This is a genomic window from Mesorhizobium sp. M0140 (genome assembly GCF_040322475.1).
Classification (GTDB): Bacteria; Pseudomonadota; Alphaproteobacteria; order Rhizobiales; family Rhizobiaceae; genus Mesorhizobium.
The window spans coordinates 199,091-212,312 of sequence record NZ_JAMYTM010000001.1 but is presented as its reverse complement, the minus strand read 5'-3'; the positions used below and the strand labels follow the sequence as shown (position 1 = coordinate 212,312).

11 protein-coding genes are annotated in these 13,222 nt (G+C 63.2%); 6 read left to right on the top strand and 5 right to left on the bottom strand.

Going from position 1 to position 13,222, the window contains the following annotated elements; genetic code table 11:
* Positions 1 to 186 precede the first annotated feature (186 nt).
* From NKJ37_RS00980 to NKJ37_RS00970, 3 genes are all read left to right on the top strand, one after another.
* The gene (locus NKJ37_RS00980) at positions 187 to 1,152 is read left to right on the top strand and encodes a sugar-binding transcriptional regulator (protein WP_127291072.1); all 966 of its coding nucleotides are present in this window, start codon (positions 187 to 189) and stop codon (positions 1,150 to 1,152) included.
* A gap of 90 nt (positions 1,153 to 1,242) precedes the next feature.
* A complete protein-coding gene (locus NKJ37_RS00975; RefSeq protein ID WP_352440040.1) occupies positions 1,243 to 3,297 on the top strand; it encodes a bifunctional aldolase/short-chain dehydrogenase in 2,055 nt (684 codons plus the stop codon).
* A 164-nt stretch (positions 3,298 to 3,461) separates the two neighbouring features.
* Positions 3,462 to 4,328: an alpha/beta fold hydrolase gene (locus NKJ37_RS00970; protein ID WP_128302420.1), complete on the top strand. Its 867-nt coding sequence runs from the start codon at positions 3,462 to 3,464 to the stop codon at positions 4,326 to 4,328.
* Here the strand turns inward: NKJ37_RS00970 and NKJ37_RS00965 are convergent.
* The 4 genes from NKJ37_RS00965 to NKJ37_RS00950 all read right to left on the bottom strand — a co-directional run bounded on the left by NKJ37_RS00965 (position 4,314) and on the right by NKJ37_RS00950 (position 8,951).
* Positions 4,314 to 5,159: an acyl-CoA thioester hydrolase/BAAT C-terminal domain-containing protein gene (locus tag NKJ37_RS00965; RefSeq protein ID WP_128302419.1), complete on the bottom strand. Its 846-nt coding sequence runs from the start codon at positions 5,157 to 5,159 to the stop codon at positions 4,314 to 4,316. The two genes, NKJ37_RS00970 and NKJ37_RS00965, sit on opposite strands and share 15 nt — an antisense overlap.
* A gap of 101 nt (positions 5,160 to 5,260) precedes the next feature.
* Positions 5,261 to 6,313, bottom strand: a complete 1,053-nt coding sequence (locus NKJ37_RS00960) for a substrate-binding domain-containing protein (RefSeq protein WP_128302418.1) — start codon at positions 6,311 to 6,313, stop codon at positions 5,261 to 5,263.
* Between the two features lie 51 nt (positions 6,314 to 6,364).
* Positions 6,365 to 7,360, bottom strand: a complete 996-nt coding sequence (locus NKJ37_RS00955; protein ID WP_127291078.1) for an ABC transporter permease — start codon at positions 7,358 to 7,360, stop codon at positions 6,365 to 6,367.
* Positions 7,361 to 7,439: 79 nt separating this feature from the next.
* Positions 7,440 to 8,951 (bottom strand): sugar ABC transporter ATP-binding protein, encoded by a 1,512-nt coding sequence (locus NKJ37_RS00950; protein ID WP_352772219.1) that lies wholly within the window; start codon positions 8,949 to 8,951, stop codon positions 7,440 to 7,442.
* Between the two features lie 135 nt (positions 8,952 to 9,086).
* Here NKJ37_RS00950 and mtnK point away from each other — a divergent pair, with 135 nt between their 5' ends.
* Both mtnK and mtnA read left to right on the top strand, forming a co-directional pair.
* A complete protein-coding gene (mtnK, locus tag NKJ37_RS00945; protein WP_023808758.1) occupies positions 9,087 to 10,361 on the top strand; it encodes an S-methyl-5-thioribose kinase in 1,275 nt (424 codons plus the stop codon).
* Positions 10,358 to 11,452, top strand: coding sequence for an S-methyl-5-thioribose-1-phosphate isomerase (gene mtnA / locus NKJ37_RS00940; protein WP_352554822.1), 1,095 nt, complete (start codon positions 10,358 to 10,360; stop codon positions 11,450 to 11,452). The genes mtnK and mtnA overlap by 4 nt, the downstream gene beginning before the upstream one ends.
* Before the next feature lie 8 nt (positions 11,453 to 11,460).
* On the opposite strand, the gene NKJ37_RS00935 is transcribed toward mtnA, so the two are convergent.
* Positions 11,461 to 12,000: an Lrp/AsnC family transcriptional regulator gene (locus NKJ37_RS00935; RefSeq protein WP_023808760.1), complete on the bottom strand. Its 540-nt coding sequence runs from the start codon at positions 11,998 to 12,000 to the stop codon at positions 11,461 to 11,463.
* Positions 12,001 to 12,049: 49 nt separating this feature from the next.
* On the opposite strand from NKJ37_RS00935, the gene NKJ37_RS00930 reads away from it, so the two are divergent.
* Entirely contained in the window at positions 12,050 to 13,219 is a 1,170-nt protein-coding gene (locus tag NKJ37_RS00930; protein ID WP_352440046.1) for an MFS transporter, read from the top strand.
* Positions 13,220 to 13,222: the final 3 nt, after the last annotated feature.

Here is a 13,222-nt window from a genome sequence, read left to right as displayed (position 1 = left end):
GCTCCCCCGCGGTTTTCTTTCAGACGTTCTAATCGCAGGCTCGGGCCGCGTCACCACAAACGATGCCACGACAGAGCGCATTCGCCGCAATGATGAACCAGATTCGGCGTAAGCGGGAGTATCGCATACCTCTGCCCAGTTTGACTTTTGTCGAGAGCCGTGAATAATGTCAGCCGAGGAGACGGCATGGCGATCCGACCGGCAGAACAACTCATCCACAAGGCCGCCTGGCTCTACTATGCCCATGGCCTGCGGCAGGACCAGGTGGCGAGCCAGCTTAACATTTCCCGTGCCTCAGTCGCCATGTACCTGCGCAAGGCTCGCGAGACCGGCATCGTCAACATCTCGACTTCGACCCAGCTTTTCACCGACGACGTGCTGGCGCGCAAGCTCGAGGATGCGTTGAGCCTCGACGCCGTCTGGATCGCACCGGAGAATGATCATATTGCCGACCCGTCGACGGAAATCGCCGTGCTGGCGGCGAGTGTCTTTCTCGAACTGGTCAAGAAGGGCGACCGCATCGGCGTTGCCTGGGGCCGAACCGTCTACATGATCGCCGACGTCATGTCCTATGCCGATCTGCAGGACGTCACTGTGGTGCAGCTCTGCGGCAATCTCGGCGCACCCTATTCCTATCGGCCCGACCAATGCACCATGGAGATCGCGCGGCGGCTCAACGCCAAGGGGCTCAATTTCTACGCGCCGCTGGTGCTGTCGACGGAAGAACTCGCGCGGGCGCTGCGTGCCGAGCCGGTGATCCGGGAACAATTGTCGGGTGTCAGCGAATGCGACCTGGCATTATACTCGGTCGGCGCGGTCGACGCCGACAGCCATCTGGTCAAATGCGGCGCGCTGACGCCCAGTGAAATGGCGGATCTGCGCAGCCAAGGCGCTGCCGGCGTGATTGCCGGGCAGATCATAGACGCCGAGGGCAAGGTGCTCGACTGCAGTTATAACAGGCGGGTGATCTCCGCCGAGCTTGCCTCGCTGCGCGCCATCGCCAGGCGTTTGGTGGTGGTGCAGGAGGACAGCAAGTTCGAACCGCTGCTCGCGGCGATCGCGGGCGGCCTTTGCACGCATCTGGTGGTCGGCGCGCACATGGCGCAGCGGCTCCTGGACCATGCGGCTGCCACCATAGAAAAGGCCTCCTAGAAATCCTCCTCTCCGCTGCCGGCGCATTGTCATCAAAGCGTCGCGGCAATCCTGTTTCACCAACAAAGACAGCAACCGGACGAAGCGAACATGAAGAACTTGTGGAATGACGAAGCAGCCGAAAAACTCGTCGCCGACTACGCGAAAAAGGGTGTCGGCCGCGACCTGGCGCTGCGCGTCTACACGACCCGGCTGCTCGGCGGCGAACCGCGGCTGGTTCTGCATGGCGGCGGCAACACCTCCTGCAAGACGACGGCCACCGATCTCGTCGGCGACCAGTGGGACGTGCTGTGCGTCAAGGGCAGCGGCTGGGACATGGGCGTCATCGAGCCGCAGGGCCTGCCGGCGGTCAAGCTCAAGCCGCTGCTCAAGGCGCGCGCGCTGAACAGACTGGCCGACGAGGACATGGTCGCGCTGCAACGCGTCAACCTCATCGATCCATCCTCGCCCAACCCCTCGGTCGAGACGCTGCTGCATGCCTTCCTGCCGCACAAATTCGTCGACCACACGCACTCGACCGCCATCCTCGCCATCGTCGACCAGGAGGACTCCAAGCCGCTGGTGAAGACGGTTTTCGGCAGCAAGATGGGTTACGTGCCTTATATCATGCCCGGCTTCGACCTCGCCAAGGCGGCGGCCGACATCTTCGATGCCGACCCTGATGTCGAAGGGTTGATCCTCGACAAGCACGGCATCTTCACCTTCGGCGACGACGCCAAACAGGCCTACGACCGGATGATCCACTATGTGAATGTCGCCGAGGACTTCATTGCCGCAAGCGGCAAGCCGAAGGCGGCAAAGGCAGTCTTGCCGGCAAAGCTCGCGACACCGGCGTCCATTGCGCCGATGCTGCGCGGAGCGGTGGCGGTAGCGCGCGGCGAAGGCCGCTTCGACCGCATGATCTCTGACTTCCGCACTTCGCCGGCAATCGTCGATTTCATCAATTCATCCGAGATTGCCGATTATGCCGGACGCGGCGTGTCGACACCCGATCTGTCGATCCGCATCAAGACCGGGCCGATGGCGCTGCCGGCGCCCGATGCGGACAAGGCCGGCGACTACAAGGCGGTGATCAAGAGCCATGTCGACGCGTTCGCCAATGATTATCGCGCCTATTTCGAAACCAATGATTCGCTCGACGACGTCAAGCGCACCATGCTCGACCAGATGCCGCGGCTGACGCTGGTGCCCGGCCTCGGCATGTTCGGCCACGGCCGCACGCTGAAGGACGCGAAGATCGCCTCGGATGTCGGCGAGATGTGGATCGAGGCGGTGCGCGGCGCCGAGGCGGTCGGCCGTTTCCACCCGCTCTCCAAGGCCGATCTGTTCCCGCTGGAATACTGGTCGCTGGAACAGGCCAAGCTCGCGTCCAACAAGCCGAAGCCACTGACTGGCCAGGTGGTGCTGATCACCGGCGGCGCCGGCGCGATCGGCGCAGCGACAGCCAAATTGTTCGCCGACAATGGCGCCCATGCCGTCGTCGTCGATCTCGACGCCGAAAAGGCTGCCGACGCGGCGAAGAAGGCCGGCAACAACTCGATCGGCGTCGCAGCCGACATCACCGACCCGGCGCAGGTGCGTGCCGCCTTCGACAGAGCCGTCGCCGTGTTCGGCGGTGTCGACATCATGGTTTCCAATGCCGGCGCGGCCTGGGAAGGCCGCATCGGTGAGCTCGATGACGCACTCCTGCGCAAGAGTTTCGAACTCAATTTCTTCGCCCATCAGTCGGTGGCGCAGAATGCCGTGCGCATCATGCTCGAGCAGGGCACAGGCGGCGTGCTTTTGTTCAACACCTCCAAGCAGGCGGTCAATCCAGGTCCGAAGTTCGGCGCCTATGGCGTGCCGAAAGCAGCGACGCTGTTCCTGTCCCGGCAATACGCGCTCGACTATGGCGCGCATGGCATCCGCTCCAACGCCGTCAACGCCGACCGCATCCGCTCAGGGCTTCTGACCGACGCCATGATTACCAGCCGCTCAGGCGCGCGCGGCGTGTCGGAGAAGGACTACATGTCCGGCAATCTGCTCGGCCAGGAAGTGACGGCGCAGGACGTGGCGCAGGCCTTCCTGCATCACGCGCTGGCCGACCGCACCACCGCCGATGTGACGACGGTCGATGGCGGCAATATCGCGGCAGCGCTGCGCTGATGTAGAGATCCGTTAGACGAAAAGGTGCGGTGCAACTCCGAAACTTGAGCTTATTGCCCGGAAACGCGCTGGAGAAAGGGCGGTTGGGAACTTTCGACCCGACCGGCCATTGAGATCGAGCAAGGTCAAGCAGCCAAATTTTTGCCTTCTCGAGGAGTTCCCTCATGCCAGCCGAAAACTGGTCCCTGCCCGAACGCTTTATTTTTTCGGGTCACCCGATCGCATGGGGAACGATCGGCGACGGCCCGCCGGCGGTCTTGCTTCATGGCACCCCGTTCTCGTCGGTGGAATGGCGGCGGATTGCAGCTTGGCTCGGGCAACGGCGCCGGATCTACTATTTCGACATGCTCGGCTACGGGCAATCCGCCAAGCCCGACGCGGACGTGTCGCGCGGCATTCAAAACCAGCTGTTCGCGGCGCTCTACGCTCACTGGGAGCTGGAGCTGCCCGACATTGTGGCGCATGACTTCGGCGGCTCCGTCGCGTTGCGTGGCCACCTTCTCAACAGGCTCGATTATCGCTCACTGGTGCTGATCGATCCGGTCGCGATCAGCCCTCAGGGATCGCCCTTGGTTCAAGCGGCAAAAGAAAACGAGAAAGCGTTTGCCAGTCTGCCGGCCTATATCCATGAAGCCATGCTTCGCGCCTATATCGGCGGCGCTGTCGCGAACGCATTGCGCGCGGACGAAATGCAGCTCTATCTGCAGCCATGGCTTGGAGACGAAGGACAGAAGGCTTTTTGGCGTCAGATCGCACAGATGGACGACAAGTACAGTCGAGAGGTCGAGTGGCGATATGGCGAGATACGTTGCCCTGTGACGATCCTGTGGGGTGAAGACGACGAGTGGATTCCGCTCGACGACGGGCGAGAACTCGCGCGCCGCATCCCCGGTGCGCCGTTCATCACGGTTCCAAATGCCAAACATCTCGTTCAGGAAGACGCGCCAGAGGCAATAATCTCGACTGTGCTCGACTTCTGGAACGACCAGCATTCTTCAGCCGCCGCGAAACGCGTGCTACAGCAACTCTAGGATGTGTTTCCAGGCCCTGGTTCCCAGCCTCGAATCAGCCTCGTCACTGCCGCCATGCTCATGCGACACCGAGCGCGGCGTGATCTCCCCCGGTAAGAGAATTCGGTGCCCCGCATCCGGCGATGAAACGAGGTGGGTGATCTTGCCGGCTTTGCCGCGCCGCCGGACAATCTCTTCCGCAAACCATAGGGAGGGCCACAGCGCATCGTCGCCACCCGCGACAAGCACAATCTCGGCCGATATCTTTTCCACCGGGATGGTCGCGGCATTCGCCTCCCGCTTGAAGGTTTTCAAGCTGCGTTCGAATAATCCGCTGTAAGACACCAGACCATCCACGAGCTTGGGTACCCAATCCGGATCTGTCGGCACGAATGGCAGGGGGATACCGTCGAGCGACCATGAGGACCGCTCAGGCCAGCTGACGCCATCCCGGCCCGCACCGATATTTCCCCAAACCACCGATGAGGGGCTGATGGCGACCACAGCGTTGATGCGCTGGTCATGGACGGCCGCAAGGAGTGATGCCTCGGCACCCTTGGATGTGCCGACATAGACTATGCGGCGGCATCCCGTTCCAATGAGATAGTCGGTTGCCGCAAAGAAGGTTTCGAGGGGAATTTCGCATATTCCGGGAGCCTGGCCCTCACCGCCGAACCATTGCAGGGCAAGGGCCGACAAACCCTGGTTTGCAAAGAGCCGTGCGCGCCCGACATCGACGCGACCACTCGATCCACCCAGCACCACCACGCCGGTGGTAGCGTGCGGGCATCGAAACAATGTTCCAGCGACGGCGCCGGACAGGTTTTTCTCGATTGCCGCCTGTGCTTCCATTTACGCACCGAATCTTGGCCCGGAACCTGTGAGCCGGCTGCAAATATTCGGCAAAAGGCCGCCTGCAGAAAGCGGCTGCTGGCGGCCTTCGACAGCGAAAGTTACTTGGCGTTCGGGTTGGGCATCCAGGCCGGCATCGCGACATCGGCGTGGGCGAACTGCGGCAGCTTGGCCGACAGGTCCTCCATGTTCTTGATGTCCTTGTCGATGAGGTCCTTCTGGGTGATCAGCGTCGGCGGCACGACGACGTTGTGGCCGGGATCTTCGCCGGCCAGCAGCTGCGCCAGCGCACGCACCGAGACCTGGCCGACGACGGCCGGATTGGTCGCGGCGGTCGCGGCCCAGGCGCTGTCGGGCTCACGCATCGCAGCAATATCTGAGGTCGAAATGTCAGCCGAATAGATCTTGATGCCCTTGTTCAAGCCTGCTTCGTCGACAGCGATCTTCACGCCCTTGGCGAATTCGTCATAGGGAGCGAACATCACCTTGATGTCGGGATGCGCCGTCAGCACCGAACGCGCCTGGTTGGCGACGGAGTTGGCAATCGGATTGTCGAGCGTGCCGAACATCGCGACTTCCTTGATGCCGGCATACTTCTTCTTGACGTCGACCCAGGTCTCGTTGCGGCGGTCGAGCGGCGCGATGCCGGCGACATAGACATAGCCGGCATTCCAGCTTTCGCCATTGTCCTTGACCGCCTGCTCGAGCGCGAGGCGCGCCAGGTCGCGGTCGGATTGCTCGACCTGCGGGATCTTGGGATTTTCGACATTGACGTCGAACGCCACCACCTTGATGCCGGCGTCGACCGCACGCTGGGCGGCGTCCTTCATCGATTCCGTCAGGCCGTGCTGGATGATGATGCCCTGCACGCCGAGCGCGATGGCCTGATCGACCATGTCGGACTGAAGGGCGGCATCCTGGCGGCTGTCGAGGACGCGCAGGTCGATGCCGAGCGCCTTCGACTGTGCCTCGACGCCCGAGAGATAGGCCTGGAAGAAGTCACCGGTCGAGAGATAACGCACCAGCGCGATCTTGACGCCGGGCTTGTCGAAAGGCGCCGGCTTGTCCGCGGCAAAAGCCGGGACCTGCATCAGCATGGTTGCGCCGGCCAATCCGAGCGCCACCTTCCCCAGAAGTCTTCTTGTAATGCTCACTTTGTTTTCCTCCACTCTTGTTGAACTCGAAAATCCTGTTCCGGTCGAAAGCTACCTCCTGCCCCTGCCCGAAAGCGCAAAGGTGAAGACAAGGGCGACGACCAGAACCACGCCCTTGACGAAATCCTGCGTGTAGTAAGGCGCGTTCATCATCGTCAGGCCTTGCAGCAAGATGCCGACGAACAGCGCACCGATGGCAGTGCCGAAGGCGTTCGGCTTGGCGGCGCCTAGCACCGCGTAGCCGATCAGTGCCGCGGCGACCGCATCGAGTAGCAGATTATTACCCGAGGCGATGTCGCCGCGTCCAAGCCGGGCAGCGAGCAAAATACCGCCGATCGAGGCAAAAACTCCTGAAATAACGTAGGCCCAGATCTTGTATGCCTTGACAGGCGCACCGGCGAGTTCGGCGGCGCGCTCATTGCTGCCTACGGCATACATCATGCGCCCGAAGCGGGTGTATTCGAGAAAGAACCAGATCAGCACGGCGAGCACGAGCAGCACGACTACCGACACCGGAATGAGGTTCGGGATGAAGAAGTCGAAGCGGTGGCGGCCGAGCGCCAGGAAGGCGTCGGAGAATTTGCCGTTGGCGACCGAACCGTCCGGCATGGTCATGCCGGTGGCGATCGAGCGGCCTTCTGTCGGAATGCGCTGCAGGCCGACCAGCAGGAACATCATGCCGAGCGTCGCCAGCAGATCGGGCACGCGCATGTAGACGATCAGCCAGCCATTGATCAGGCCGACAACGGCGCCGATCAGCAGGCAGACGACGACCGCGACAAGGGCGTTCTGTTCCAGCACCACCATCACATAGGCGGCCGCCATCATGGCTGATGTAGCGACCGATCCGATCGACAGATCAAAGCCGCCGACGACCAGCGTGGCGGTGACGCCGAGCGCCAGCACGCCGGTGATGGCGACTGACTGGAAGATGAAAACGGCACTTTGCGGCGAAACGAAACCGTCGGCGGCGATCGAGAAATAGGCGACGAGCCCGAACAAGAGCACGATGAACCCGTAGCGGATGGCGTGGTCGCGCAATGTCATCCGGCGCTCCCGCGCGCTGCTGCCGTCTTTACCCAACCCGAACCCATGCTCTCTCCATTCCAATTCCTATCGCCCACGCTCAGGCCGCACTGTGCAGCGGCCCGCCGGCGACCTCGGCCAACAGACGGTCGAGATCGACATCGGCATTGCGGTGCTCGCCGACGATGGTCTGTTCCGACATGACCAGGATGCGATCGGCGGTCTCCAGCGCCTCATCGAGCTCGGTGACGAACAGCAGCGTGGCGCGGCCGTTTGCACTGGCCCTGAGCTTGGCGGCAATGTCGCGCCGGGCCGAGATATCGACGCCCTGAAACGGCTCATCCAGAATGAACAGTCTTGCCTCCTGCGCCATCCAGCGGGCGACCATCACCTTCTGCTGGTTGCCGCCGGACAGCTCCGACATCTCGTCCTTCTCGGAACGGCAGACGATGCTCAGTTCCTCGATCTGCCGGCGTGCCGTGGCGCGTTCGAGGCGGCGCCTCAGGATGCCGAAGCGCGACATGCGCTTGTGAAACGGCAGGCTGATATTTTCCTGGATGTTGAAGCCTTGGACGATGCCGTTCTCGCCGCGGTCCTTGGCGACGAGGAACACGCCGGCGGCGATCGCCTCGCCGGCTGTTTCAGGCGCATAAGGCCTGCCGTTCAGCGTCATTGTACCGGCGAGCGGCTGGCGCACGCCAAACAGCGTCTCGGCAAGCGCCGTCTTGCCGACGCCGACGAGGCCGGTGATGGCAACGACCTCGCCGTCGCCGAGCGTCAGCGAAATCGGCCGAGCGCCGTGTGCAATGCGCAGACCTTCTATCTTGAGGACGGCCTTGGCCGAATTCCTGACGACGATCTGGTCGAGATGGATCTTGCGGCCGAGCATGGCGTTGACCGCGCCCTCATAGTCGAGCGGTTTCTTGTCGAAAATGCCCGAGATGATCCCGTCTCGCATCGAGATGATGCGATCAGCCAACCGCCTGATGTCCGACATGCGATGCGAGATGTAGAGGATCGCCACGCCCTGCTCGCGCAGCCTGTCGATCAGCGCAAACAGCCGATCAGCCTCGGCGCTGGAGAGCGATGAGGTCGGCTCATCGAGGATCAGCACTTTCGGCTGGTGCGCCAGGGCGCGGGCAATCGCCACCATCTGACGATCGGCCAGCGAAAGATCGCTCACCCGCGCCTTCAAATCGATGGCCAGCCCCATGCGCTCGGCAACCGCCTTGGCCTCCCGCCGCACGCGCATTGGATTGAACAGGGTCGGCGCACCGCTGCCGCTCAGTCGGTCGAGGGTCAGGTTGGTGGCGACGTCGAGATCGGCGACGACACCGTCGTTGATATTCTGGTGCACGGTGACGACGCCGGCGCGGATCGCTTCGGCAGGGGTTTTCGGTGCGAAATCCTGGTCGGCGAGCGCCATCGTGCCGCCGCCGCGTTCGTAGACACCGGAGATGATCTTGACGAGGGTGGATTTGCCGGCGCCGTTGGCGCCCATCAGCACGGTGACTTCGCCGGCATGCAATTCGACCGAGACGCCGCCTAGCACCTCGTTATGGCCAAAGGATTTCCTCAGTCCCTCTACGCGGAACACGGCATTACCGACCATGCGTTCCTCCCTGACATGACGCTATGGGCTGCATCGGCAATTGTCAACACGATTGACAATTGCCAGATCGCTTCCTAGCTTGGCCCAGCCGCCATGCGTCCGTTATGTTCGGAGCGCATAAGCGGGAGGATGACGATGACTGAAAAATTGCGGTTCGAAGCACTATCGGTCGAAACCCTGGCTGCACGCCTTGGCGGCAACGAGGCGCTGTGCGCGAAGATCGGCAAGGACACTGGCGCCTGGAAGGTCCGCGAGGTCGGCGACGGTAATCTCAACCTGGTGTTCATCGCCGAGGGCGCCAATGGTGCAGCCGTCGTCAAGCAGGCCCTGCCCTATGTTCGCCTGGTCGGCGACAGCTGGCCGCTGCCGTTGAAGCGCTCCTTCTTCGAATATCACGCGCTGACCAGGCAAGAGGCGCGCGCGCCAGGCTCGGTGCCGGCGATCCATTATTTCGATGAAGGCCAGGCGCTGATCATCATGGAATATCTTGCGCCGCCGCACATCATCCTGCGCCGCGCCCTGATCGACGGCCGCCAGCTGCCCAACATTGCCCGGGACATCGGCCTGTTCATGGCCCGCACGCTGTTTCGCGGCTCCGACCTGCACATGGCCGCCAAGGACCGCAAGGCCGATCTGGCGCTGTTCGCCGACAATGTCGAGCTCTGCGACATCACCGAAAGCCTGGTGTTTTCCGACCCCTATTTCGACGCCAAGATGAACCGGCACACCTCGCCGCAGCTCGACAGCCTGGTCGCCGAACTGCGCGCCGACCGTGACCTGAAGGTCGAGGCGCAGCGGCTGAAGCACATCTTCGCCGCCAATGCCGAAACGCTGCTGCATGGCGATCTGCATTCCGGCTCGATCATGGTCACCGACACCGAAACCCGGATGATCGATCCGGAGTTTGCCTTCTACGGCCCGATGGCCTTCGATGTCGGCATGCTGCTCGCCAATTTCTGGATGTCCTTCTTCTCGCAGCGCGGCCACGAGCAGGAGGGAAAGCGCGACGCCATGCGCGCCTATCTGCTCGGGGTGACGACCGAGACCTGGGCGGTGTTCCGCGCCGAGTTCTCGCATCTATGGCGGACCGAACGCACCGGCATGCTCTACCAGAGGAGCCTGTTCGAGGATCAGGGCGACAGGCTCGGTGCCGAGCAGGCGCTCGACCATGTTCTGCACCAGATGTGGACCGATTTGCTCGGCTTTGCCGGCATCGAGGTGCACAGGCGCATCCTCGGCCTCGCCCACAATGCCGATTTCGAGACCATTGCCGATGAGGATTTGCGCGCCAGTTGTGAGGCAAAGGCGCTGAAATTCGGCCGTCACCTCGCCGTCAACCGGCGCCAGATCCACAGCATCGACGAGGTCAACCAACTGGCCGCGCTGATCGAACAGGAGAGCAGCCTTTGAACGTCGGCGACCGCCACTATCGCACCATCTGGCTGAGCGACGACGGCCGTTCGGTCGAGATCATCGACCAGCGCTGGCTGCCGCATGATTTCCGCATCGAAACGATCGGCACGGTCGACGGCATCGCCACCGCCATCCGCGATATGTGGGTACGCGGCGCGCCGCTGATCGGCGTCACCGCTGCCTACGGCGTCGCCATGCAGATGGCCGACGATCCGTCGGATGCAGCGCTCGACGCCGTGTGGGAGACCCTGCACGAGACACGGCCCACGGCGATCAATCTGCGCTGGGCGCTGGACGAGATGCGGCGCTTCCTGCGGCCTTTGCCTCCCGAACAACGCGCGGCAGCCGCCTATCGGCGGGCCAGTGAGATCGCCGACGAGGATGTCGGCCTCAACCGCGCCATCGGCGAGAACGGTCTCGCCATCATCAAGGCGATCGCTGCGCGCAAGCAGAAGGGCGAGCCGGTCAACATCCTGACCCACTGCAATGCCGGCTGGCTGGCGACAGTCGATTACGGCACGGCGACCGCGCCGATCTATCTGGCCACGGAGGCCGGCATTCCGGTCCACGTCTATGTCGACGAGACACGGCCGCGCAACCAGGGCGCCCAGCTGACCGCCTGGGAGATGGCCGGCCACGGCGTGCCGCACACGCTGATCGTCGACAATGCCGGCGGCCATCTGATGCAGCGCGGCGAGATCGACATGGTCATCGTCGGCACCGACCGCACCACGGCCGACGGCGATGTCTGCAACAAGATCGGCACCTATCTGAAGGCACTCGCCGCCGCCGACAATGATGTGCCGTTCTATGTCGCGCTGCCGTCGCCGACCATCGACTGGACGGTGCATGACGGACTGGCCGAGATCCCGATCGAGCAGCGCTCGGCCGACGAGGTCTCGCTGGTCTGGGGCAAGACCGCTGCCGGCGAGATTGCCCAGGTGCGCATTTCGCCGGAGACGACGCCTGCGGCCAACCCGGCCTTCGACGTGACGCCGGCGCGGCTGGTCACCGGCCTGATCACCGAGCGCGGCGTTGCCAAGGCATCGCGCGAGGGATTGAAGGCGATGTTCCCCGAGCGGGCGTAGCCACGTCCCTAGTACAGAGGCTCGGCCATATGCTTCGGCGTCGGCCATGTCTCGGTAATGCCCGGCTGCACCGGCCGCTCCAGATAGGTCGATAAAACCACATAGCTGCGCGTCGAGGTGACGCCCGGCGTTTCGTACAGGCGCGCCAGAAGGCCTTCGAGTGCTCTGGTGTCTTCCGTGCGGACCTTCAGCAGCATGCAGGTATCGCCGGCGACGGTATGGATCTCCTCGACCTCGGGATATTGCGAGACCGCCATCAGTTCCGGCGTCTTTCCCCAGCCCCTGGTGTCGATATGGACAAAGGCAAGCAAAGGCTTTTTCACCGCCCGGGGATCGATGATGGCGACCGTGTTGCGGATGGCGCCGCTGCGACGGAGCCGTTTGACCCGCTCATGCGCTGCGGGTGGCGACAAGCCGACGCGATCGCCGAGTTCGGCGTAGCTGATCGTGGCGTCATCGACCAGGACGCCTAATATTCTTCGGTCAATCGCGTCGAGGTCGCGGGCCGTAGCCTTGTTCTGCGGAATACCATCTGTTTCTTCATCCATGGCGAAATTCCTGGTTCTCCACTGAATAGAATACGGCCATTATGCTGATATGTCGAACATTGATCAAGTTGCGCCATTGACTGCCCGAGCCCCGATCCCGGCGCTTGCCTATCTCTTGACGGGCTGCATCGCCGTCATCGGTTCGAACTCGCTAGTGCTGGGTCCGATCGCACCGGCTGTCGCCTCGTCGTTCAGAACCAGCGTGCCTGCCGTGATGATTGCGGCGGCCGCGTTCGGCCTCGGCACCTCGGCCAGCGCCCTGTTCCTGGCCCGCTACATCGACCGGCTCGGCGCACGCCGGATGCTGCAGGGCGCACTGTTGCTGCTGGCACTAGCGCTGGTGGCGAGTGCCGCCGCACCCACGGTGATCATGCTGGTCTCCGCACAGCTGCTGGCCGGCATCGCTGCCGGCATCGCCATGCCCGCGATCTATGCCAGCGCGGCGGCCATCGCCCCACCGGGCAGGGAGAGCGGCACGATCGGCGTCGTGCTGACCGGATGGACGCTCAGCATGGTCGCCGGCGTCTCGCTGTCGGCCGTGCTTGCCGATCTTGTGCATTGGCGCGCCGTTTTCGCAGCGGTCGCGGTGCTTGCGACCCTTGCATGGATGGGGCTGACAGTGACGTCGCTTAGCGACATCAGGAAGGCCGGACCGGCGCCCGCCCCGCTGGAAGCGCTCGGCATTCCCGGAATCCTGCCGCTGCTGGTCGCGTGCGCGGCCTTCATGACTTCGTTCTACGGCGTCTATGGCTATCTCGGCGACCATCTTCATGTCGGGCTTGGACAGCCGGTTAGCGCCAATGGGCTGGCGGCGCTTGCCTATGGTGTAGGCTTCGGCACCGCTGCTCTTCTTGACGGCGTCATCGACAGACTGGGTGCGCGGCGCGTCATGCCATTCGCCTATCTTCTGGTCGCCGTCGTCTACGTCGCCATGGCTGCGGCAAGCGGCAGTTTCGGGCTGACCTTGACCATGGTGGCAATCTGGGGACTGGCCAATCATTTCGGCCTGAATGTCCTGGTGATGCGCCTGTCTGCACTCGATCCGTCGCGGCGCGGCACGATCATGGGCCTGAACAGCGCGGTGACCTATCTGGCGGTTTTCGTCGGCACCACCAGCTTCGGGCCGCTTTATTCCAACTTCGGCTTTGCTGCCTGCGCGATGGTTGCAGCGCTGCTCATGCTGATCGCCGCATCGGCGGCGGCGTGGCGCACGCGGTAGTCG